Annotated in this window: 24 protein-coding genes; 23 read left to right on the forward strand and 1 reads right to left on the reverse strand. The window is 31.3% G+C overall.

Features of this window, described 5'->3' with window-relative positions; translation table 11 throughout:
• Nucleotides 1-2 precede the first annotated feature (2 nt).
• The 20 genes from IO99_RS00080 to IO99_RS00175 all read left to right on the forward strand — a co-directional run bounded on the left by IO99_RS00080 (nt 3) and on the right by IO99_RS00175 (nt 17,930).
• Complete coding sequence (locus IO99_RS00080; RefSeq protein WP_051823777.1) at nt 3-2,762, forward strand: penicillin-binding transpeptidase domain-containing protein; 2,760 nt, start codon at nt 3-5, stop codon at nt 2,760-2,762.
• 156 nt (nt 2,763-2,918) lie between these two features.
• A complete protein-coding gene (minC, locus tag IO99_RS00085; RefSeq protein WP_035128775.1) occupies nt 2,919-3,551 on the forward strand; it encodes a septum site-determining protein MinC in 633 nt (210 codons plus the stop codon).
• Between the two features lie 16 nt (nt 3,552-3,567).
• Entirely contained in the window at nt 3,568-4,377 is an 810-nt protein-coding gene (minD, locus tag IO99_RS00090; protein ID WP_035128778.1) for a septum site-determining protein MinD, read from the forward strand.
• 2 nt (nt 4,378-4,379) lie between these two features.
• Nucleotides 4,380-4,649: a cell division topological specificity factor MinE gene (minE, locus tag IO99_RS00095; RefSeq protein WP_035128781.1), complete on the forward strand. Its 270-nt coding sequence runs from the start codon at nt 4,380-4,382 to the stop codon at nt 4,647-4,649.
• Between the two features lie 75 nt (nt 4,650-4,724).
• Nucleotides 4,725-5,831, forward strand: coding sequence for a rod shape-determining protein RodA (rodA, locus tag IO99_RS00100; RefSeq protein ID WP_035128784.1), 1,107 nt, complete (start codon nt 4,725-4,727; stop codon nt 5,829-5,831).
• An 11-nt stretch (nt 5,832-5,842) separates the two neighbouring features.
• On the forward strand, nt 5,843-6,211 hold the full coding sequence (gene mgsA / locus IO99_RS00105; protein ID WP_035128787.1) for a methylglyoxal synthase: 369 nt from the start codon (nt 5,843-5,845) through the stop codon (nt 6,209-6,211).
• Between the two features lie 237 nt (nt 6,212-6,448).
• Nucleotides 6,449-7,264 (forward strand): M23 family metallopeptidase, encoded by an 816-nt coding sequence (locus IO99_RS18180; RefSeq protein WP_051823780.1) that lies wholly within the window; start codon nt 6,449-6,451, stop codon nt 7,262-7,264.
• Nucleotides 7,265-7,286: 22 nt separating this feature from the next.
• The gene (locus IO99_RS00115) at nt 7,287-8,135 is read left to right on the forward strand and encodes a site-2 protease family protein (protein ID WP_035128790.1); all 849 of its coding nucleotides are present in this window, start codon (nt 7,287-7,289) and stop codon (nt 8,133-8,135) included.
• Nucleotides 8,136-8,239: 104 nt separating this feature from the next.
• Nucleotides 8,240-10,099, forward strand: coding sequence for a TIGR03960 family B12-binding radical SAM protein (locus IO99_RS00120; protein ID WP_035128793.1), 1,860 nt, complete (start codon nt 8,240-8,242; stop codon nt 10,097-10,099).
• Complete coding sequence (locus IO99_RS00125; RefSeq protein ID WP_198028534.1) at nt 10,071-10,775, forward strand: TIGR03936 family radical SAM-associated protein; 705 nt, start codon at nt 10,071-10,073, stop codon at nt 10,773-10,775. Before IO99_RS00120 ends, IO99_RS00125 begins: the two co-directional genes overlap by 29 nt.
• A gap of 11 nt (nt 10,776-10,786) precedes the next feature.
• Complete coding sequence (locus tag IO99_RS00130) at nt 10,787-12,244, forward strand: Rne/Rng family ribonuclease (RefSeq protein ID WP_035128797.1); 1,458 nt, start codon at nt 10,787-10,789, stop codon at nt 12,242-12,244.
• Between the two features lie 202 nt (nt 12,245-12,446).
• Nucleotides 12,447-12,758, forward strand: a complete 312-nt coding sequence (gene rplU / locus IO99_RS00135; protein WP_035128800.1) for a 50S ribosomal protein L21 — start codon at nt 12,447-12,449, stop codon at nt 12,756-12,758.
• Nucleotides 12,759-12,760: 2 nt separating this feature from the next.
• Entirely contained in the window at nt 12,761-13,108 is a 348-nt protein-coding gene (locus tag IO99_RS00140; RefSeq protein ID WP_035128803.1) for a ribosomal-processing cysteine protease Prp, read from the forward strand.
• Nucleotide 13,109: 1 nt separating this feature from the next.
• On the forward strand, nt 13,110-13,412 hold the full coding sequence (gene rpmA / locus IO99_RS00145; RefSeq protein ID WP_035128805.1) for a 50S ribosomal protein L27: 303 nt from the start codon (nt 13,110-13,112) through the stop codon (nt 13,410-13,412).
• Nucleotides 13,413-13,630: 218 nt separating this feature from the next.
• Nucleotides 13,631-14,908, forward strand: coding sequence for a GTPase ObgE (gene obgE, locus IO99_RS00150; RefSeq protein WP_035128808.1), 1,278 nt, complete (start codon nt 13,631-13,633; stop codon nt 14,906-14,908).
• Between the two features lie 21 nt (nt 14,909-14,929).
• Nucleotides 14,930-15,223: a ribosome assembly RNA-binding protein YhbY gene (yhbY, locus tag IO99_RS00155; RefSeq protein WP_035128811.1), complete on the forward strand. Its 294-nt coding sequence runs from the start codon at nt 14,930-14,932 to the stop codon at nt 15,221-15,223.
• Nucleotides 15,224-15,339: 116 nt separating this feature from the next.
• Complete coding sequence (gene nadD, locus IO99_RS00160) at nt 15,340-15,948, forward strand: nicotinate-nucleotide adenylyltransferase (RefSeq protein ID WP_035128814.1); 609 nt, start codon at nt 15,340-15,342, stop codon at nt 15,946-15,948.
• Nucleotides 15,949-15,951: 3 nt separating this feature from the next.
• Entirely contained in the window at nt 15,952-16,524 is a 573-nt protein-coding gene (gene yqeK / locus IO99_RS00165) for a bis(5'-nucleosyl)-tetraphosphatase (symmetrical) YqeK (protein ID WP_035128817.1), read from the forward strand.
• A gap of 59 nt (nt 16,525-16,583) precedes the next feature.
• Nucleotides 16,584-16,964: a RidA family protein gene (locus IO99_RS00170; protein WP_035128819.1), complete on the forward strand. Its 381-nt coding sequence runs from the start codon at nt 16,584-16,586 to the stop codon at nt 16,962-16,964.
• A 66-nt stretch (nt 16,965-17,030) separates the two neighbouring features.
• Entirely contained in the window at nt 17,031-17,930 is a 900-nt protein-coding gene (locus IO99_RS00175) for an RluA family pseudouridine synthase (RefSeq protein ID WP_035128822.1), read from the forward strand.
• Nucleotides 17,931-18,087: 157 nt separating this feature from the next.
• On the opposite strand, the gene IO99_RS00180 is transcribed toward IO99_RS00175, so the two are convergent.
• Nucleotides 18,088-19,362: a D-alanyl-D-alanine carboxypeptidase family protein gene (locus IO99_RS00180; RefSeq protein WP_035128825.1), complete on the reverse strand. Its 1,275-nt coding sequence runs from the start codon at nt 19,360-19,362 to the stop codon at nt 18,088-18,090.
• A 143-nt stretch (nt 19,363-19,505) separates the two neighbouring features.
• Between IO99_RS00180 and IO99_RS00185 the strand changes: the two genes are divergently transcribed.
• The 3 genes from IO99_RS00185 (at nt 19,506) to selA (ending at nt 22,760) form a co-directional block, all read left to right on the forward strand.
• Nucleotides 19,506-20,192: a helix-hairpin-helix domain-containing protein gene (locus tag IO99_RS00185; RefSeq protein ID WP_051823782.1), complete on the forward strand. Its 687-nt coding sequence runs from the start codon at nt 19,506-19,508 to the stop codon at nt 20,190-20,192.
• Nucleotides 20,193-20,300: 108 nt separating this feature from the next.
• A complete protein-coding gene (selD, locus tag IO99_RS00190; protein WP_084178008.1) occupies nt 20,301-21,329 on the forward strand; it encodes a selenide, water dikinase SelD in 1,029 nt (342 codons plus the stop codon).
• A gap of 48 nt (nt 21,330-21,377) precedes the next feature.
• Nucleotides 21,378-22,760, forward strand: coding sequence for an L-seryl-tRNA(Sec) selenium transferase (gene selA, locus IO99_RS00195; RefSeq protein WP_035128831.1), 1,383 nt, complete (start codon nt 21,378-21,380; stop codon nt 22,758-22,760).
• Nucleotides 22,761-22,784 lie beyond the last annotated feature (24 nt).

Genomic DNA, 22,784 nt, shown 5'->3' on the forward strand with positions numbered 1-22,784 from the left:
CTATGGTAGTTATCTTCATTGGAATTACTTCAAGATTACTTTTTTTACAAATAGTAATGGTAGAGGATTATAGAGAAAGAGCAAATAGCAATAAATATAAAACAGTATCCGTTGCAGCAGCTAGAGGAGATATAGTAGATAGAAATGGTAAAGTTTTTGCCCAAAGTGTTCAAAATTATGTATTACAATTTAGTGAGACAGAAGAAAGTAAAGAGCATTTCTTTAAAACTATGTCTAAAGTTTTTGAAATATTAGATAAAAAGCAAATACCAATTGTAGATGAATTTCCTATAATTATAAATAATGAAGGAAAGCTAGAATATAACTTTAAAGCTACCGATGAATCAAGCAGAAAATGGCTAGAACTTAGATTTAAAAAGGATAGAGGTTTTTTAGAGCTGGTAGTAAAGAAAGAATATGGTGAGGGCAAGAAGGTTTCAGAGCTTACGGAAGAGCAAAAAAAATATATGGATGCTTTGTTATTACAGATAACTGCAGAAGAGGCCTATAAAACTTTAGAGAAAGATTATGGTGTAGATAGATACTATGAGTTAACCCTTCATGAAAGAAGAAGATTTTTACTATTAAAAGATGCTATGAAGATGCAAAGTTTTTCAGGGTATAGCCCAGTAGTAATTGCAAATACTTTAGATCAAGAAACTGCCTTTGTATTTGAGCAACTACAACCAGATATGCCAGGTATAATAGTTGATACTCAGCCTATGAGATCTTATCCTAATGGAGAGTTAGGTTCAGCATTTCTAGGGTATATGTCTCAAATTAACCCTTGGGAACAAGATAAATATGAAGAAAAGGGTTATGATGTAAGTACTGATGACATAGGAAAAGCAGGTATTGAAGCAGCCTATGAATCCTATTTAAAGGGAACTAAGGGACAAGAGAGTATAGAAATTAATAAGCAGGGACGTAGAGTTAGAACTCTAGGACAGGTAGAAGCTTATCAAGGAAAAACTGTGCAATTAAATATTGATATGGATGTACAAAGAGCTGCAGAAATGGCACTGGATGAAGTGATGACTAATCTTCAAAAGAGTGGAAAAAATTATTATGGAGATAGTACTAATGCCACTAGAGGAGCAGCCGTAGCCATAAGTACTAAGGGGGAAGTGTTAGCCCTTGTTAGTAAACCAGGTTTTGATCCTAATATATTTACTGACCCTGGAAAATTAACTACTGAATTGTCACAACAATACTTTAACCCAGATTTAGAAGCCATGGGAAAAGAATATATTAAAAAAAGAGGTCTTGCAAATATAAAGGGTATTTTAACAGCTGATGAATTAACAACTTTAAGCTTAGAAAAAAGAGAACAACTATTGCTTGATAGAATGTTCCCAATAGATAAAAGTATACCAGGAAATACTACAAGAAGAGAAGATAGATATGATATATTCCCTAAACCATTTTATAATTACGGAACATTATCACTAGTTCCACCAGGATCTACCTTTAAACCGGCTACTGCCCTTGCGGGATTAGAGGAAGGTGTTATTACTGAAGACACTACGGTTATAGATGATGGATATTATAATCACAGATACCCTAGTTATGAAGGAGCATGTTGGATATATAATATGCATCGTGGCTCTCATGGACCTACCAATGTGAAAAAAGCTTTAGAGGTTTCGTGTAACTATTTTTTCTATGATGTAGCTGATCGTCTTTTTGTAAAAGGTGGTGCAGAGAAAAGCCCTAAAAATGCTTTAGATTTAATAGCAAAATATGGTTGGCAACTAGGACTAGGATTACCACAAGGGAGTGAACTAAAGGCATCTACTGGTATAGAGATTGAAGAAAACTTTGGTCAAGTGTATAATTATGAATCAAATAAAAATGTTCAAGCGAATACATTTATAAATCAAATGGCTGAATATTTACAAAAGGGAATCAGCTCAGTGAATGCATCATCTCACTACAAGCCTTTTGATATTACCCAACAAGATGAAAGTGGTAATGGAAAAGAATTAGAGAAAATAAAGCTTACAAACGCTAAGAAAAAGACTTTAGTAGATACCATTAGGGGTGAAATGAAAAAAGATGAAAGACCTGACTATGATAATATTATGAAAATAATGAAACCTTTAGTTGAAGATATTATTAACACTAATGAAGATATAAAGGCATTAGGATATTCTGAAGATGATATAGATAATATTGTTTTAGCAATGTATAATGCTGTAAATGACACTAATGGATATATTAAATCCGCAGCTAATGCCTATGATGCATCCATAGGTCAAGGTATAAATCAATTTACACCACTACAATTAGCTAGTTATATTGCTACCCTTTTAAATGGTGGAGAAAGATATGAGGTAAAGCTAGTTGATAAAATTATCGATAGTAAGACTAAAGAAGTTATAGAAGATATAGAACCAAAACTTATAAGCAAAGCTAGTTTCAATAAGGCGAATATTGAAATTATTAAAGAGGGAATGGGAAAGGTTACCCAAGGAGAAAATGGTACATCATCTACAGTATTCAATGGGTTTCCTATAACTACAGGAGGTAAAACTGGTACTTCTAACGTGGTAACTCAAACACTACAAGAATCACTAGGAAGGGATGCAGCTTCTGTATATGTAGGGTTTGCACCTTATGAAAATCCAGAGATTGTAGTATGTTCTATAGTATTCGATGCTGCCCATGGTGATGGAACTATTGCCAAGGCAATGTTTGAAGCTTATTTTAAGGAACAGATATTAAAAACTAATCCTAATTATGAATTTAAATATAAATAAAAAAATAACAAATGGATTACCATTTGTTATTTTTTAAAGGAATATTGTTATATAATAAGTATTTCAACAAAAAAATTATTTTTTCTTAATATAAAGAAGGAATTTAGGCTCTATACGTTGAAATAGTAAGAATATCTCGATATGTGGAGGTTGCATATGCAAGATGATGGTATAAAATTTAAAGGCGAAAAAGATGGACTTAATTTAGTTGTAAATATTAAACTCTTTAGCTCTATAGAAAGCTTAATTGAAGCATTGAGAGTAAAGCTTCGAAAGGGTAGAAGGTTCTATAAGGGTGCCTCCATTAAAATAACTGTAGATATGAGGCAATTAGAAGCTAGAGATTTAAGAGCAATAAGAGACTTTTTATCAACGGAATTTATGATAAAGGATTGCTCCTTTATAAATTTAGAAGATAGTAATAAAAAGGTTTTTAATGGTATACATGAAGGAAAAACTAAATTTGTCAGAAAAACTATAAGAAGTGGTCAAAGATTTGAATATTCAGGAAACATAGTTATTGTAGGAGATGTAAATTCTGGAGCAGAGGTATATGCCGCAGGAAATATAGTAGTATTAGGCTCTGTTAAAGGTAGTGTGTACGCTGGGATTAATGGTAATAATGGTGCTATAATAGCAGCCTTTGCATTAACACCACAAATAATGCAAATTGCTGATCTTATCACTAGATCTCCAGAAGATATGGACAAACCTAGGTATCCAGAATTGGCAAGAATTAAAAATGGAAATATTGTTTTAGAACCATATTCAATAAATAAATATATTTAATCGGAGGTATTAGTAAATGGGAGAGGCTATAGTTATAACATCTGGGAAAGGTGGAGTAGGAAAAACTACTACTACAGCAAACATAGGTACAGCTTTAGCATCAATGGATAAAAAAGTAGTTGTTATCGATGGAGACACAGGATTAAGAAACTTAGATGTTCTCATGGGACTTGAAAATAGAGTAGTATTTACATTAGTTGATGTTATTGAAGAAAAGTGTAGATTGAAACAAGCACTTATAAAAGATAAGAGGTTTAACAATTTATTTCTTCTTCCAACAGCACAAACTAGAGATAAAAATGATGTAGATATAAATGAAATGTTAAGAGTGGTAACACAGTTAAAACAAGAGTTTGATTATGTAATTTTAGACTGCCCTGCAGGTATTGAACAAGGTTTTGAAAATGCTATTGTAGGAGCAGACTGGGCTATTGTTGTTGTAAATCCAGAAATCACATCTGTCAGAGATGCAGATAGGGTTATTGGAAAGTTAGATGCTAAGGGGATAGAAAGACAGGAGCTTATAGTTAACAGAATGAACTTTGATATGGCTAAGAATGGGGAAATGTTGACTATAGAAGATATAAAGGAGTGTTTAGCTATTAAAGTTATAGGGGTAGTGCCCGATGATAGAAAGGTAACCATATCTACTAATAAAGGTGAGCCTATAGTGTTAGACAGTTCTGCTTATGCTGGTCAAGCCTTTAAGAATATTGGAAGTAGAATTTTAGGAGAAGAAGTACCATTCCTAGATTTTAATGAAATATACGGTCAAAAAGGATTTATGGGTGCAATAAAAAAATTATTTGGAGGAGGTAGAAATTAGATATGGACTTGTTTAAAATTTTTTCAAGCAAAGTATCTTCAAAGGATATTGCTGCAGATAGATTAAAACTTATTCTAGTCCATGATAGAGCTACCGTTTCGCCAGATTTTTTAGAAAATATTAAAATGGAGTTACTTAAGACTATATCTAATTATGCAGAAATTGAAAGTGAAGAAGAAATTGAAATAAGAATAACTACTAGTGATGAATATGATGGGAATTCCCCAGCTTTAGTGGCTAGTATACCTATTAAAAAAGTTAAGAGAAGGTAATCAAAAAAGCTATGTTTTTCATAGCTTTTTTTCCTTGTTATGATATAATAGGAACAGGTATGGAGGGAGATGCAAATGAATAAATTATTAGAGAAATTTAAAATTAATGATAAGTTAATTAAAAATATAGATTTTAGTATTTTAATTGTAGTATTTTTAATTGTAGCCTTTGGTATAGTTAATATTTACTCTGCAATTGGAGCTAAATATGCCATGCTTCAATTTGCTTGGATGATTGTGGGTATGATAACTATATACTTCATATTAACTTTAGACTATGTACAAATATTAAATTATGCACCTGTTATATATTGGGCAGCAGTTATACTTTTGCTTTTCAATGATATAACTGGTAAGGCAGTAAATGGGGCTAATGCTTGGATTAGTTTAGGAAATAGAGCTATTCAGCCCGGAGAGTTTGCAAAAATTGGGATGATTCTTATGGTTGCAAAAGTTATAGAGGATGCTGAAGGTGATATAAATAATATAAAAACATTTTCTAAAATAGCCATGTATGCAGCTATTCCAATGATACTCATTGTAATACAGCCAGATATGGGGCTTACCATGGTTTCATTTTTTATAATGTTGGGAATTGTAATTGTAGCAAACTTAAATTGGAAAATCATAGTTGGAGGTCTTTCTGCAGTAGTAGTGGCAGTTGTAGGAATTTGGAACTCACCTTTTATGAAAGAATATTGGAAAATAAGATTTAAAGCTGTTATTGATCCAGATAGCTATGCACAAGCAGAAGGGATGCAGCTAATTCAATCTAAAATAGCCATAGGTTCTGGCGGAATATTTGGTATGGGATTTATGAATGGAAAACAATATAAGTTTGTACCAGAAAACCATACAGACTTTATCTTTGCTGTATTAGGTGAAGAGTGGGGATTAGTTGGCGCTCTAGTACTTATGATGTTATATGGAATACTTTTATGCAAACTTATAAATATAGCAAAGAACTCAAAAGATATAGCTGGAGGTATTATAGTGGTAGGTGTAATAGCATCTATACTATTTTCAATAATTCAAAATATCGGGATGACCATTGGATTACTTCCTATATCAGGTATAACATTACCTTTTGTTAGTTATGGTGGAAGTTCTATGTTAACTTATTTTATATCTTTAGGATTAGCTTTAAATATAGGTATGAGAAAGAATAAAATTAATTTTTAGGAGTGATTTAAATGAGAGTTGCATTGGTTGCACACGATAAAAAGAAGGATGACATCATTGATTTTGCTAAAAGATATAAGGATGTGCTAAAGGATCATGAACTTTATGCTACAGGCACTACAGGAAAACTTATAAATGAAATAGTTGGTCTTCCTATATATAGATTTTTATCAGGCCCCTTAGGCGGCGACCAACAAATAGGAGCAAGACTTGCAGAAGGAAATATGGATATGATAATTTTTTTAAGAGATCCTCTTACAGCTCAACCCCATGAACCTGATGTAACAGCCCTTATAAGACTCTCAGATGTTCACTGTATACCTCTTGCAACTAATATAGGTACAGCAGAAGTATTCATGAAGGCTTTAAAAAACAGATAATAAAATTAATAATAATATTAATAAAAGAAGCTGTCTCAACACAATTTGTCAATCTTTTTAAAATGTTGAATTTGTACTTTAATATAAGTCCATGATTAACATTATTTTAGGATTGACATATACTGAGACAGTCTTTTTTTATTATGCTCTTATGAAAATAAATTTTCACACCCATCATAAAGTTAGTTTTTTTTAATATATATAAATTAGTAATAATAAATTATGGGGGGATATTTTATGGGAATTTATAATGAATATTATCAAAAATATTATTCTAATATGAAAAAACAAACAGGGACCAGTGAGTATAAACCTACAAAATATAGTGGAAATAGTACTAAAGGTAGTAACTATAAATTAAATAGTAGAAGAAATACCTTCCCCATTTATTTAAACATTTTTGGGAAAGGCTTTGCTAATATATTGATTATTCAATGCGTAATAGTTCTAGTTCTTCTAGCTGGACTATTTTTCGCTAGAACATATCCTAACAGTTACGTTAATAAGGTATATGATAAGAGCATAGCAATTATAAATAATGGTTTATTGAAGGAAAAAAATATTACTGTGGAAAATATAGTCCAAGCATTTAAAGAAAAAAATATATTGGATGTATTTAAGGAAGAAAAAATAACTGAAGTTTTTAATGAAGTAAAGTCTATGGTTAATTTTGAAGAAAAGAAAGAAAATTATATAAAAGAAAACTATGTAAACCCCATAACCATAAAGGATAAAAATCAAATCACTATAAAAGATAATAGACTTTCTTTAAGCCTAACTAATGAAACTGATATAAAGGCATCCTTCCCAGGAAAGGTAAAGAGTGTAACTGAAGGAAAAGAAATTACCTTAATCCTAGACTATGGTGATGGTATTGAGATGAAATATTATGGTATTAGTGGTAGCAAAGTTAAAATTGGAGATGCTGTTGATACAGGAGAAGTTATTGGTACAGTTAAGGGAGATGAAGGCAATATATTAAGTATAGAAGTATTTTATATGGGAAATATTTTAAACCCAGAGAAATGCTTTAATTTTGAAACTATGATATAGCAAGATTATTAGGGGGAAATCATTGATACGAATAAGCAAATACTTAATACCCTATATAATTTTAATATTGATTATAGGATTTAAAAGTGAGTTAATTATAGGTTTTATAATCATAATCATCCATGAAATCATTCATTTAATAACAGCAAGAATATTAGGTTATTCAGGATTTTCTATAGATATATTACCAATAGGTACTACACTAAAACTAAAGGAGCTAGAAGAGGCAACTCCTAAGGAAGATATTATTATATCCTTAAGTGGTCCTATAGGGAATTTTTTAATTGCTTTAACTAGTTATTTTTTAGGCAGATATTTTTCTAATTCTAGTTTTATTGAGTTTTGCAATTATAATTTAGTTATAGGCATATTTAATCTTATACCAGCATTTCCTTTAGATGGAGGTCGTATATTAAGAGATATTCTTAATATTAAGCTCATATATAAAAAAGCTAATAAGATTGCGCTAAATATAAGTATAGTAATAGGATATATATTTGGAGCAATCTTTTTAATGGGATTATGCATGGAGCGACTGGTTTTAGATTTTGCCTTTTTTTCTATATTTATATTAATGATTTCCTATAAGGAAAAAGGGAGGATAGCTTATATAATAATGGGATATATCATCAAAAAAAAGGAAAAGCTAATAGGTAGAGGATACCTAGAAAATAAAAGTATTTCTGTTTATTACAAAATAAATATATTACAATTAATAGAATTAATAGATAAAAACAAGTATAATGTATTTACTGTACTTGATGATGAAATGAACATGATAGGAGTTTTATATGAAGAGGATATATTAAATGGAATTAAGGAATTGGGAAATATAACTCTTGAAGAGCTTCTAGAAAGCTATGAAAAATAGTATAGTTACTTGAAATATTATATAGTTGTGCTAAAATGAAACTTAGCTTTAGCGGATGTAAAATCCTCTTAAGCTAAGTTGAATTAACTTAAGGAGGATACTCAATGAATAAAATTTCCGACGATATTTTGTACAGAGTTGAGAAACCAGCTAGATATATAGGTGGAGAATTAAACTCATATAATAAAGATAAAAACAGTGTAGATATTAGATATGCTTTCTGTTTCCCAGATGTTTATGAAGTGGCAATGTCCCACTTGGGAACAAAAATTCTATATCATCTTATGAATGAGAGAGAGGATACCTTCTGTGAAAGATGCTTTGCACCTTGGCCAGATATGGAAAAACTACTAAGAGAAAATAACATTCCACTAGGAACTCTTGAAACTAAGGATTCCCTTAGTGAATTTGATATTTTAGGATTTACTCTTCAATATGAAATGAGCTATACTAATATCTTAAATATGTTAGATATGTGTAATATACCAGTTAGAGCTTCAAAAAGGGGAGAAGAATATCCTATCATCATGATGGGAGGTCCTTGTGCTTATAACCCTGAGCCTTTATATGATATAGCTGATGTCTTCATATTAGGTGAAGGAGAAGAAGTTACCCATGATGTTTTAGATGTTTATAAGGAAATGAAGGGTAAATCAAAGGCCGAATACCTAAGAGCTATTTCAAAGATTCAAGGAGTTTATGTACCATCCCTTTATGACGTAAATTACAATGAAGATGGCACTATTAAGGACATGACTCCAAAGTATGAGGATGTACCTAAAACTGTTAAAAAGAGAATAGTTTCAGATTTTAATGCTAACAATTCTCCAGAAAAATTCATAGTTCCTTATACAGAAATTATTCATGATAGAATAGTTATAGAGACCTTTAGAGGCTGTACAAGGGGATGTAGATTCTGCCAAGCAGGAATGATATACAGACCAGTTAGAGAAAAAACCACAGAAAAGCTTATGGAAGAAATCGATGTTCTAGTAAAAAACACAGGTTATCAGGAGATTTCTCTAAGTTCCTTAAGTATTTGTGATTACTCTAATATCCAAAACTTAATATTTTCTTTAATTGAAAAGTATGGAGAAGAAAAAATAGGAGTATCTATACCATCAATTAGAATAGATGCCTTCTCTGTAGATTTAATAAAGGAGATACAAAAGGTAAGAAAGACAGGATTAACCTTTGCTCCAGAAGCTGGAACTCAAAGGATGAGAGATGTAATAAACAAAGGGGTAACAGAAGAAGACTTATTAAGATCTGCTAGAAATGCCTTTGAATCAGGTTGGTCAACTATAAAGCTATACTTTGTTATAGGACTTCCTTACGAAACCGTAGAAGACGTAGAAGGAATTGCACATTTAGCAGAAAAGGTAGTAGAGGAATACTTCCATGTACCTAGGGATGTAAGAAAGAGGGGCTTAAGAGTTACAGTAAGTACTTCTATATTAGTACCAAAGCCATTTACACCTTTCCAATGGGCTCCAATGAATCAAGTGGCTGAAGTGAGAGAAAAAATTTCAAGTCTTAGAGATGCTATAAAAAGTAAGGCTATTAACTACAATTGGCATGAATCGGCACTTAGCTACCTAGAAGCAGTATTTGCAAGAGGGGATAGAAAACTTTGTGATGTTCTAGTGAAGGCCTTTGAAAAGGGTGCTAGGTTTGATGGTTGGAACGAGTATTTCAACTTTGAATTGTGGCAAGAAGCTTTTGAAGAATGTGGGGTAGATGGAGATTTCTATGCTTATAGAGAAAGAAGTTATGATGAAATCTTACCATGGGACTTCATTGATATAGGAGTAAGTAAAAGCTATCTAATAAGTGAAAATGAAAAAGCTAAAGAAATGGTTTTAACACCAGACTGTAGAGAGAGATGTACAGGATGTGGAATCAATACTAGCTTTAAGGAAAGGGAGTGCTTTCATGGTGCGTTATTTAATAAAATACACTAAAGAAAGTGAAATAAAGTTTTTATCTCATTTAGATTTAATGAGAACTATACAAAGAGTTATAAGAAGAGCAAAACTACCAATAGAGTATTCTAAGGGGTTTAATCCTCATATGAGCATATCTATAGCACAACCCCTATCAGTAGGGGTATATTCTACAGGAGAATACTTAGATGCAGTGTTTATTGAAGCATTTGATGAAAAGGAAATCCTAAAGACTTTAAATGAAAATACAGTAGGTGGAGTAAAATTTTTATCCGTTACCAAAGTAGCCAGAAAAGAAGGACAGAAAAATCAACAAGCCATGGCTACCATAGATGCAGCTAAGTATATAATAAAGTTTAAACTTCAGGATGAGTCTGCACTAGATATGGATTCTTTAATGAATTTAAGTCAATGGACAATTTTAAAGAAATCTAAATCAGGAGAAAAGGAAACAGATATTAAACCTTTAGTTAAAGAGATAAAGTACTCCATAGATAATAAAATGTTAACTATAGAAGGACTTCTTAGTTGTGGAAGTAGAGAAAACCTATCAGCAAGTTTACTTAGTGAATTTATAAAAACTCACGTAAAGGGAATTAAGGAAGATGCCTTTGTTGATATAAAAAGAGTAGAAATGTATGCTTTTAAAGGAAAAGAACTACTTACACTTCAAGCGTATTTTGCACAGTACTAGGAGTTGATTTAATGAAAAAAATATTCATTGAAAGACAAAATACATTATTAAAGATTGCAGTGAAATATGGTGATATTCTTAAAGAGTGTTTTATAGAAGAAGATACAGAAGGACCTAAGGTAGGAGACATATATAGAGGTGTAATTAAAAATATAGTACCTTCTATTCATGGTGCTTTCATAGATATAGGTTATGAAAAAAATGGATATCTTTCCCTAGAAAAAAATCAGCATATAAACACCTTAAAAAAAGGTGATGAAGTTATGGTAGAGGTAGTAAAGGAAGAGATAGATAAAAAAGGCCCAAAGGTAACTAGAAACCTTTCCTTACCAGGAGCCTATGCAGTACTTACTAAAGAACATAGCCATATAGAAATTTCAAAAAAGATTAAAACACCAAATTTTAAAGAATTAATAGAAGAAGATATATCAAAACCTGAGGATGTTGGAATAATAATTAGAACAAAAGCAGAAAATATTGATATAAACATTTTAAAGGAAGAAATAAGTGAGTTAATACATAGATATGAAGAAATATGTAATAAGTTTACTTACTCATCTAAAGTAGGACCTCTCTATAAAGATAATGGGATCCTAAGTAGGGTCTTAAGAAATTATACTGAAGGTGGAGCTGAGATAGTAGTTGATAATTATGAAGATTACCTTTACTATGAAAAGTTAATTAAAGAAAAGCGCTTAGAAAATCTTCATCTAAGTTTTTATGAAGGAGATTTATCCATATTTGATAATTATGGCATAGAAAAAGAAATTTTAGCGTTAAGACATAATAAAATTAACTTATCCAGTGGTGGTAACATTGTGTTAGAACGTACTGAAGCCATGAATGTGGTGGATGTAAATACGGCTAAAAACATAAAGCCATCCTTAAAGGAAAAAAATATTTTAGTAACTAATATGGAGGCTGCTAAGGAAGTAGTAAAACAGATAAGACTGAGAAATCTAGGTGGGATAATAGTAGTAGATTTTGTAGATATGAAATCTCATGAAGATAAAGCTGAAGTTTTAAAAGTTTTACAAGAAGAGTTTAAGGATGATAAGCATAATACTAAAATATATCCTTTCACAGAATTAAATTTAGTTCAGATAACTAGAAAAAAATATGGTAAATCCATATGTGATTATGTTTTTAATTCCTGTGTTTATTGTAAAGGTACAGGAGAAAAAGTATCTTTAGAATATATATTAAGCATTTTAAAAGGTAAAGTGAAAAAAATAAAATCAGAGCAGGGAATTAAAAATATCTATATAGAACTAGATAGAAACTATGAGAATGAAATAAACAATGATATTGTAACTTTTGTGGAGAAATTAGATGGGCTAGACTGTGATATTTTTATTAGATTTCAGGAAAATCTAGATAATTTTAAAGTTGAATCTTTAATTTTTCATAGCCAAATTGAAGCTATGGAAGAATTAAAAGTATTTTCTGCAAAAACTAGATGTAAGTAATAATTTTGAATAAGATGGCAATATTAGAGATGATAGTCATCAATAAAAAAATACCATAAGTTGCTTTACAATCATCAGCGTATGTGTTAAAATGTCATTTGTAGACCGCACACATAAGGTTTTTAAACTAACTTATAAAATTTTGTAAAGAATTTGTAAGTTATACCTGAGATGGCGAGACTGGATTGAGGAGGTGTATTTAATGTACGCAGTTTTACTTACTGGAGGAAAGCAATACAGAGTTCAAGAGGGAGACGTTTTATTCGTTGAAAAACTTGAAGCTGAAGTTGATTCAACTGTAGAATTCGATAAGGTTTTAGCAGTTGGAAAAGAAGACGGTTTAGTAGTTGGAAAGCCTGTAGTTGAAGGAGCTAAAGTTGTTGCTAAAGTAGTAGCACAAGGAAAAGCTAAGAAAGTTATAGTTTTCAAATATAAGCCAAAGAAAGACTACAGAAAGAAACAAGGTCATAGACAACCATTTACTAAAGTTGTAATTGAGAAGATTGAAGCTTAATTATGATTAAGGTAACTTTCAAAAGAAAAAAAAGCATGTTAGTATCATTTCATGTATATGGGCATGCTGAGTATTTTGATGTTAAGCAAAATACAACTGTTTATGATGATGTTGTTTGTGGTTCTGTAAGTAATTTAGCCCAGGTAACAATCTTAGGAGTGTTAGAGGTGCTAAAGTTAAAACCTACATATATCGCGGAAGAGGGAAACATAGCTTTAGATGTATCTAAGTTATCTCATGTGGAAATAGAAAGTACACAAGTCCTACTAGAAACGATGTTATTGGGATTAAAGAATTTAGAAATTAGTTATGGAAAATATATCAAAGTTGTAGTAGAGGAGGTGCAGTGATATGTTACTAATAAACCTTCAGTTATGTGCTCATAAAAAAGGAGTAGGTAGCTCTAAGAACGGTAGAGATAGTGAATCTAAGAGATTAGGGGTTAAACGTGCAGACGGACAATTTGTACTTGCAGGAAACATCCTTGTAAGACAAAGAGGAACAAAAATTCACCCAGGTACAAACGTTGGTATCGGTGGAGATGACACTCTTTTCGCTAAGGTTGATGGAGTTGTAAGATTTGAAAGAATGGGTAAAAACAAGAAAAAAGCTAGTGTTTATCCAATCGATGTAGAAATTGCAATAGCTGAATAGTTAATTAAGCACCCGTAAGGGTGCTTTTTTATGACATAGGACAATTATTTACTCATAGGGCAATTATTTATTCTATGTTATAAAAAAACATCCCTAGGTGTTAATTAGTTTTAAAATAAAACATAGGTAAAATTATTATTTTTGTAAATAATAATAATATACTCATACTTAATTCGTAAAAATATCAAAGGATATTTTGTTAGGAAGGTGAAATAATAATGTTTATAGATACAGCCAAGATTTTTGTACAGTCCGGAGATGGTGGTAATGGTTCCATTCATTTTAGAAGAGAAAAATTTGCTCCACTAGGTGGACCAGATGGTGGAGATGGTGGAGATGGTGGAAGTGTCATATTAGTAGTAGATAGTAATATGACTACCCTATTAGATTTTTCTTATCACCGTAAATTCGTAGCTCCTAATGGAGGAAAGGGTGAAGGCTCTAAATGCTACGGAAGAGGTGGAGAAGATATTATTATCAGAGTTCCAATGGGAACTATAGTTAAAGACTTTGAAACAGATAAAGTTATGTGTGACTTAGCTCATGATGGCGATAAATTTGTAGTATGTAAAGGTGGAAAAGGCGGAAAAGGAAATGCAAAATTTTGTACTCCTACAAGACAGGCGCCAAACTTTGCAGAGCCAGGTATGCCAGGAGAAGAAAGATGGATTAAGTTAGAACTTAAACTTTTAGCAGATGTAGGACTTCTAGGATTCCCTAACGTAGGGAAATCAACACTTTTATCCATGGTATCTAAGGCTAGACCAAAGATAGCTAACTACCACTTTACTACTATAAAACCAAACCTTGGAGTAGTAGCTGTGAAGGGTATAGAACCTTTTGTTATTGCTGACATTCCAGGTATCATAGAAGGAGCAGCAGAGGGAGTAGGATTAGGATTAGAGTTCTTAAGACATATAGAGAGAACTAGAATGCTTATTCATGTAGTTGATATTTCTGGAGTTGAAGGAAGAAATCCTATAGAAGACTTTAAAAGGATTAATGAAGAACTTAAAAAATATAGCATAAAGCTATGGGATAGACCACAGATAATTGCAGCAAATAAATCTGATATGCTCTATGATGAAGAAGTTTATGAAAACTTTAAAAAAGAATTACAAGCTATGGGCTATGATAAGATATATAAGATATCTGCAGCTACCAATGAAGGTGTAGATGATCTTATGAAGGCTGCAGCTGAAATGCTTAGCACAATTCCTGTTAAGGAATTAGAGATTTCAGAAGACGATAAATTTATTCCTGAAGAAAAGAGATTTACATATGAAATAAATGAAGTCGAAGAAGGTATATTTGAAATTACAGGATCCTTTGTAGATAGATTATTGACTAGTGTAAATGTAAATGAGCCAGATTCATTAAGATACTTCCATAAAGTTTTAAGAAACAAAGGAATTATCAATGAGTTAAAGGATATGGGAATACAAGATGGTGACCTAGTAAGATTAAATGATTTTGAATTTGAGTTCTTATTATAAAATTAGGGGGAAATAAATAACATGATAACAACAAAACAAAGAAGCTATCTTAGATCTCTTGGAAGTCAATTAGCACCTATATTCCAAGTAGGAAAAGGTGGCATAGAAGAAAACTTTCTTAAGCAGATAGATGGGGCTCTAGAATCAAGAGAGCTAATCAAGATAAAAACTTTAAATAATAGTGGGATTACAGCAAGAGAAGCTTCAGAAATTTTATGTGAAGAATTAGGTTGTGAAGGAATTCAAGCTATAGGAAGTAAATTAGTTATATATCGCAAATCTAAGAAAAATCCTAAAATAGAACTTCCTAAATAATATACATTTAATAGAGTTTTAGAAACCTTTAAATATATGTAACTTTTAAACAAGTATTCCAATTGCAGTTGGTAAAATACTTCATATATGGTATTATAATTTAAAGAGGTAATAGCATGAAAAAGGCGATTTTTGGAGGAACTTTTGATCCTATACATATAGGACATATTCATATAGCTTATGAAGCACTATATAATTTAAGCCTAGATGAAGTCATATTTATGCCAAATGGTCGACCACCACATAAAAGGGCTAGGGCTGTGACAGAGGAGAAAATTAGGTATAAAATGGTTTCTCAGGCCATAAAAGGTGAGAAAAAGTTCTCCATAAGTGATTTTGAGATAAAAAGTGACAGTTTAAGTTATACTTATAATACTCTAATGCAGTTTAACCATAGAGAACCTTATACTCAATGGTATTTCTTAGTTGGAGTAGATAGTTTAATGACTTTAAGGCAGTGGAAAAATATTCACATCATATTAGATAACTGCACTTTAGTTGTGTTTTCTAGAACTGGATATGCTATGGATGATGTATTAAAAATGAAAAAGGATTTAGAGAAAGAGTATGACAAAGAGATAATTTTGTTAGAAATGTCTCTTTTAGATATATCATCTACAGAAATTAAAAAGAAAATTTCAGAAGATAAAATGGTTAATTACCTTCTTCCCCAAGGGGTAGAGGAGGTAATTAATCAATATAATTTATATAGAAATAAGGTGTAAGGTATGTGGCAGGAAAATAGAATAAAAGATTATATAAAAATTCATCTTACCAAGGAGAGATATAACCATAGTTTAGGTGTAATGAAAACTAGTGAAGACCTTGCAAAACATTATGGTATAAATCCTAATAAAGGTAGAATAGCTGGGCTTTGTCATGATTGTGCTAAAAATTTTTCTGCCAATGATTTAATTAATAAAGCAAGGAGTAATGGAATAATTATTTCAGATATATATTACAAATCTCCTCAGCTTTTACATGGTTTAATTGGAGCATATATATCAAAGGAAATGTTCCATGTGGAAGATGAAGATATTTTAAATGCAATAAAATATCATACTACAGGACGAGAAAATATGTCAACATTAGAAAAAATAGTTTATATTGCGGATTGTATAGAGCCTTCAAGAAATTTTAAAGGTGTGGAAGAATTAAGGAATTTAGCCTATGAGGATTTAGATAAAGCTCTTTTAAAATCCTTTGACGATACTATAATGTATATTTTATCTAGAAACTCAATAATGCATATAGATACCATTAAAGCTAGAAATTATTTGTTAGTTACTAAAAGAAACTGATATTACTAGGTAAAAATTATCTAATAATATATAATAATTTAATTTGGGGAGGCAAAAAAATGGATAAAATCATAATCAACACTGAAAAAGCACCTGCAGCTTTAGGACCATACTCACAGGCAGTAAAGGTAGGAAATTTACTATACACTTCAGGTCAATTACCAATAAATCAAGCTGGAGAATTAGTAAATGATGATATACAAAAGGCTACAGCTGTGTGCTTAGAAAATGTTAAAGCTATTCTTGAAGAGGCTGGTACATCCTTAGATAAAGTTGTAAAAACTATGGTATTTATAAAGGATATGAATGACTTTGCAGCCATGAATGAAGTATATGGAAAGTATTTCAATGCAAATCCACCTGCAAGATCTTGTGTTCAACCAGGTAAATTACCAAAAGATGCTTTAATAGAAATAGAAGTAATAGCAATAGTAGAATAATTAAGTATATGATTAAGCCTCCTACACAAGGAGGCTTAAATATTTATAAATAGAGGTGACTAGAAGATGAGTTTTATTACATATAAGGTAGGAAAAGAAGGCCAGGATGTGAAGATAAGAGACTACATGAAGGAAAATTTAAATCTTTCCGGTAGATTCATTCGTGGTTCCGCTATGGATAGAAGATTAAGAGTAAATGGTAAGGAAGTAAAGCTTAACTATAAACTTCAAGAAGATGATGTTATTGAAGTTACTGTTAATGCAGAGGAAAGCCAAAATATAGAAGGTGAAGATTTAAACATAAAGGTTATTTATGAAGATGATGATCTATTAATAGTTGATAAGCCTCCTTTTATGGTAGTTCACCCAACTAAAAGTCATCCTATGGGAACCTTAGCCAATGGAGTTATTCATCATTTTAGAAGTAATAATGATAATTCAATAGTAAGATTAGTTAGTAGATTAGATAGAGATACTTCTGGACTTATTATGATAGCTAAAAATCAATTTTCTCACATGAATTTAGCAAAATCCATGGAGAAGAATTTAATTAAAAAGTCTTATTTAGCTATAATTCATGGAAACCTTGAAAATCAAGAAGGTACTATAGACTTACCTATAGGAAGACCTACAGATGAAACAATAAAAAGAGCAGTTTTAGAAGATGGTCAAAGAAGTATTACTCATTACAAGATAAAAGAGAGCTATAAAGAGGGAACTTTAGTAGAATTGGTCTTGGAGACTGGAAGAACCCATCAAATAAGGGTACACTTAAGCTATGTAGGATGTCCTATATATGGAGAACAACTCTATAGTGATTTTAATGATGAAGAATTAATAAGTCGTCAAGCTCTACATGCTTATGCTCTAACATTGCCACATCCTCGAAGTGGTGAGATTTTAAACTTTGAAAGTACTCTGCCAGAGGATATGACAAAGCTTATACATAACCTTCAATCCAAATAGAAAATTCATAGCCGGAGACCTAGCAGCTCTTTACTCCCACTTTGAAAAAGATAGGAGCCTTAGAGTTGGTAGTCATGGGATAAAGAAATGGTGCTTCATTAGTTAATAATGCAGCACCATTTATATTTTGATAAATTAATATTTGTTTTTATATGAATTATAAGAAGAGAAAAGTTTTTTTTCGTTTTTTAGCTAAATTTCTTTTCTTAATAATATATATAGTAGCCAATATTAGAAGAATAATTCCTAAAACTATTCCACCTATAATCATAAATAGATTTTTATAGCTTATAGTGTTATCCTCTGTAGTAACTAGATTACCAACTACAGGAAGCACTTCTTCTTCATAATCACTACCACTTAAAACCTCACTACTATAGCCTTGACCATTATAATTAACTGCAACAGTGGTAATAGGCTCCCCCTTATTAAAAAATTTATTACTAAGAGTATCCTTATTAATTACTATGGATGGCTTTTCTTTAGAACTGTTATCTTTGGTATATAGTATGTCTTTATCAGCCAACAAAGGAATAATTGAACCATTAGTAGTTTCGTAAGTACCTATTTCTTCACCTTTTGAAAAAGCTTTTTCAGTGGAAAAGTTTTTAAAGGCCCAATCAAAAAGTTTAGGAGTTTCATCATAATAGGCTTTATTTTCATCAAATAATATTGCTATTATAAACTTGTTATCACCCTTACAAGCAGAAGCTACAAAAGAATGACGAGATTCATCAGTATAGCCTGTTTTACCAGCAATGGCATCTGGATAATAGCATTCATAAGCATCGTGAAGTAGTCTATTATCGTTCCAAAGAGGTCTTTTTTCTTTGAAAATATTTGTAGGCTGTAAGAAAGTAGATTTAGTTTTAGATATTTCAATATATTTTTCGTGATTTAATAATTCTTTTTCCATAAGAGCTAAATCATAAGCTGTAGTTCTATGTTTATCATCATAAAGTCCATGAGGATTTACAAAGTTGGTATTTTTACAGCCAAGTTCCTTTGCACGTTGATTCATTAATAGGGCAAACTCTTCAATGGAGCCAGAGATATGCTCTGCTAGAGCAGCAGCACAATCATTTGCAGAAACCATTATTACTGAATATAACATTTCTTCTACAGTCATCTTTTCTCCCACATCTACATAGATTTTTGAACCTTCAATGGTAGGAGGAAATTCACCTACAGTTACAACTTCATCTAGATCACAATTTTCTAGAGTTAGAAGTACTGTCATTAGTTTTGTTGTAGATGCTGGTGGATAAGGTTTATTTTCATTTTTCCCATAGACCACTGCCCCAGTATTAGCATCCATAACTACCACGCTTTTACCAGTTATTGAAGGTGGGTCTGAGTATGCATATGCATTACCATAACTTAATAGGGTTATAGCAAAAAATGATAATATGATAAATAATAGTTTTTTCATAGAAATCTCCTTACTATACATATTTAATTTTTATCTAGTAACTTTTTTAACACATAATACATAATTATATCAAAAAAAAGTTGGAAGTACGATAATAATTTATAAAAAATATGGATAAGATGTTAATTGAGAGGTGTATTAAAGTGAAATTAAAAGAAAAAATAATTGGAGCATTATCCATATTAATACTTAGTATTATATTTTTGGTAGCAGGATACATAATTAATCATAATAAAGAAGAAGAATATAAAGAGGTATTTCTTGATGAACAACAGTATTTCCAAAGCCAAAATTCAAAAGGTAATGGAGAAAATGAAAATACTGAGAATAAAGATAGTAATAATAAAGATAGTGAAAATCAAGAAAATGTAAATGATAGTAAAATAGTTGTAGATATAAAAGGTGCAGTGAAAGCTCCTAAAGAATATGAATTAAAGGCAGGTTCTAGAGTAAGAGACTTAATTGAAATAGCAGGGGGACTGACACCAGAAGCAGATGAGGAAAAGATATATTTTTCTAAAATACTAGAAGATGAACAATGTATTAAAATATATAAAGTAGGCGAAGAAGTATTAGATTCAGAAATTGAAGTTGAAGAACAGCAGGAAAAGGGTACAGGAGCTGTAGATTCAAAAGGAAAAATAAATATAAATAAAGCAACAGTGGATGAACTAATGACCATTCCAGGTATTGGTCAAGTAAAAGCTCAAAGTATAGTAGATTACAGAAATGAAAATGGAAAATTTAACTCCGTAGATGAACTGACAAATATAACGGGTATAGGAGTAAAAACCTTAGAGAAATTGAGAGATAAGGTAGACATAAAATGAGTATTAGTATAGAATTATTAAAGAATTAGTATAATTTTCAATACTAAATAAAGTTAAATTTAATAAAAAATAGTGTTTGTTTTTATTATAAAATAAGGAGGTAAAACCATGTCAAAAAGATTAACAGAACTTTCAAAGACCTCTGGATGAGCAGCGAAAATAGGGCCGGAGACCCTTTCAAAAATACTAGACAAATTACCTAAAATGTCAAATGAAAACCTATTAGTAGGAATAGAAACTTCTGATGATGCAGCAGTTTACAAGCTAACAGAGGATATAGCAGCTATTCAAACCTTAGATTTCTTTACACCAGTGGTAGATGATCCTTATACCTTTGGAGCCATAGCAGCTGCAAATTCCCTGAGTGATGTTTATGCCATGGGAGGAAAGCCTACAGTAGCCATGAATATAGTTTGCTTTCCTAATTGCCTTAATATAGATATATTAGGAGAAATTTTAAAAGGTGGCGCTGATAAAGTCATAGAAGCAGGTGCCGTAGTGATTGGTGGACATACTGTTGAAGATGACGAACCTAAGTATGGGTTATCTGTTATGGGAATAGTACATCCTGAAAAGGTCCTTAAAAACCATGGTTGTAAGGTGGGAGACGTACTTATATTAACAAAGCCTATAGGTACAGGAATTGTTAATACAGCTATAAAGGCAGAAATAGCATCCAAGGAAGTATATGATGAAGCTGTAAAGGTTATGAGTACCTTAAATAAATATGCAGGTGAAATTATAGTAGATTACAACATAAATGCATGCACAGATGTTACTGGCTTTGGAATAATGGGTCACGGATATGAGATGGCATCAGCTTCTGATATCACTATAAAGTTATTTAAAGATAAAATTCCAGTGATTAAAGGTGCTAGAGAATATGCAGAGATGGGTTTAGTGCCTGCAGGAACCTATAACAATAAAGGATATTTAGATGGCAAGTATAAATTAGAGGATATTCCAGAATGGTTAGAGGATGCTTTATTTGATCCACAAACCTCAGGAGGTTTATTAATATCTACTCCTCAAGATCAAGTTCAGTCTATGATGGAAAGATTAATGAAGTTAGATATAAAACCTGCTATTATTGGTGAAGTAATTGAAAAGGGTGAAGTACCCCTAGTGGTGGAATAGATAGCCATACATAAGTTGTATCTTATTAAAATGCATGGGAGAAGTAAAATGAATAAGGAATTATTAAGAAAATTACCTAAGATAGATGAACTTTTAAAACTTCAATCAGTAAATAAGTTAATAGAAGAAAATTCTAGAACCATAGTTTTAGAATCCTTAAGGGAAGCCATAGAATTTTATAGAAATGGTATATTAAAAGGCAATGTAGATAGTTTAAATACAGAGCAAGTACTAGATTTTGCAGTCCATACTCTAGAAAGCAAAAACAAAATGCACCTAGAAAGGGTGATAAATGCCACAGGAACTGTTATACATACTAATTTAGGTCGTTCACTTTTAGGAAAAAAAGCTATAGAAAATGTGATAACAGTGGCAGGGAGCTATAATAATTTAGAATATGACATTGAAAGTGGGAAAAGAGGTTCTAGATATTCTCACATAGAAGAAATTATTAAAAAGGTTACTGGAGCAGAAGCTGCCATGGTAGTAAATAATAATGCAGCAGCTATAATGTTAGTTCTAGATACCTTAGCAAAGGAAAAGGAAGTCATAGTTTCTAGAGGAGAACTAGTAGAAATAGGTGGCTCCTTTAGAATACCAGAAGTTATGAAGTTTAGTGGAGCTAAGCTAGTGGAAATAGGAACTACTAATAGAACTCATCTATATGATTATGAAAATAATATAAGAGAAAATACAGGAGTACTTTTAAAGGTTCATACCTCTAACTTTAAAGTTTTAGGCTTTACAGAAGGAGTGTCCTTAGAGCAGCTTGTAGAACTGGGAGAAAAGCATGAAATTCCAGTGGTAGAAGATATAGGTAGTGGAGTTCTTATAGACTTTGGTAAATATGGTTTTACCTATGAACCTACCGTGCAAGATAGCATAAAAAAAGGTATTGATGTAGTAACCTTTAGTGGAGATAAAATGCTAGGTGGTCCACAGGCGGGAATCATTGTTGGAAAAAAGAAATATATGGATAGAATGAAAAAGAATCAATTAACTAGGGCCCTAAGAGTTGACAAAATGACTTTAGCAGCCTTAGAAGGTACCTTAAAATATTATATAGATGAAAAAGAAGCTATAGATAACATTCCATCTTTAAATATGATTTTGATGCCTAAGGAAGAAGTTAAGAAAAAATGTATACTTCTAAAGAGAAAGCTACAAAGTAAGACTAATGACTTTAAATTTTATATAGACAAAGGTGAATCCATGGTAGGTGGAGGGTCTATGCCTACAGAAAAAATTGAAACCTATGTAGTTAAAGTAACCAGTGAAAAATTTTCTCCAGAGGATATGGAGAGAAAACTTAGATTAGGGGAAACTCCACTAATAGCTAGGGTTTACAATGATGAGCTAGTTTTAGATGGAAGAACCTTATTTAAAGAAGATTTTGATGAAATAGTACAATGTTTTAAGGCTATAGAGTAGATTAGATCAATCAGGTGGGTTACT

The organism is Clostridium sulfidigenes (assembly GCF_000732635.1).
Classification (GTDB): domain Bacteria; phylum Bacillota; class Clostridia; order Clostridiales; family Clostridiaceae; genus Clostridium_J; species Clostridium_J sulfidigenes.

Excerpts from the sequence above, each read along its gene's own strand:
- IO99_RS00170 (WP_035128819.1), top strand. The coding sequence starts at position 16,584 with ATGGATAAAATCATAATCAACACTGAAAAAGCACCTGCAGCTTTAGGA.
- IO99_RS00120 (WP_035128793.1), top strand. The coding sequence starts at position 8,240 with ATGAATAAAATTTCCGACGATATTTTGTACAGAGTTGAGAAACCAGCT.
- nadD (WP_035128814.1), top strand. The coding sequence starts at position 15,340 with ATGAAAAAGGCGATTTTTGGAGGAACTTTTGATCCTATACATATAGGA.
- selA (WP_035128831.1), top strand. The coding sequence starts at position 21,378 with ATGAATAAGGAATTATTAAGAAAATTACCTAAGATAGATGAACTTTTA.
- IO99_RS00175 (WP_035128822.1), top strand. The coding sequence starts at position 17,031 with ATGAGTTTTATTACATATAAGGTAGGAAAAGAAGGCCAGGATGTGAAG.
- IO99_RS00130 (WP_035128797.1), top strand. The coding sequence starts at position 10,787 with ATGAAAAAAATATTCATTGAAAGACAAAATACATTATTAAAGATTGCA.
- IO99_RS00140 (WP_035128803.1), top strand. The coding sequence starts at position 12,761 with ATGATTAAGGTAACTTTCAAAAGAAAAAAAAGCATGTTAGTATCATTT.
- yqeK (WP_035128817.1), top strand. The coding sequence starts at position 15,952 with ATGTGGCAGGAAAATAGAATAAAAGATTATATAAAAATTCATCTTACC.
- IO99_RS18180 (WP_051823780.1), top strand. The coding sequence starts at position 6,449 with ATGGGAATTTATAATGAATATTATCAAAAATATTATTCTAATATGAAA.
- minC (WP_035128775.1), top strand. The coding sequence starts at position 2,919 with ATGCAAGATGATGGTATAAAATTTAAAGGCGAAAAAGATGGACTTAAT.
- IO99_RS00080 (WP_051823777.1), top strand. The coding sequence starts at position 3 with ATGGTAGTTATCTTCATTGGAATTACTTCAAGATTACTTTTTTTACAA.
- IO99_RS00180 (WP_035128825.1), bottom strand. The coding sequence starts at position 19,362 with ATGAAAAAACTATTATTTATCATATTATCATTTTTTGCTATAACCCTA.
- rpmA (WP_035128805.1), top strand. The coding sequence starts at position 13,110 with ATGTTACTAATAAACCTTCAGTTATGTGCTCATAAAAAAGGAGTAGGT.
- mgsA (WP_035128787.1), top strand. The coding sequence starts at position 5,843 with ATGAGAGTTGCATTGGTTGCACACGATAAAAAGAAGGATGACATCATT.
- IO99_RS00125 (WP_198028534.1), top strand. The coding sequence starts at position 10,071 with ATGGTGCGTTATTTAATAAAATACACTAAAGAAAGTGAAATAAAGTTT.
- rplU (WP_035128800.1), top strand. The coding sequence starts at position 12,447 with ATGTACGCAGTTTTACTTACTGGAGGAAAGCAATACAGAGTTCAAGAG.
- obgE (WP_035128808.1), top strand. The coding sequence starts at position 13,631 with ATGTTTATAGATACAGCCAAGATTTTTGTACAGTCCGGAGATGGTGGT.
- rodA (WP_035128784.1), top strand. The coding sequence starts at position 4,725 with ATGAATAAATTATTAGAGAAATTTAAAATTAATGATAAGTTAATTAAA.
- minE (WP_035128781.1), top strand. The coding sequence starts at position 4,380 with ATGGACTTGTTTAAAATTTTTTCAAGCAAAGTATCTTCAAAGGATATT.
- yhbY (WP_035128811.1), top strand. The coding sequence starts at position 14,930 with ATGATAACAACAAAACAAAGAAGCTATCTTAGATCTCTTGGAAGTCAA.
- minD (WP_035128778.1), top strand. The coding sequence starts at position 3,568 with ATGGGAGAGGCTATAGTTATAACATCTGGGAAAGGTGGAGTAGGAAAA.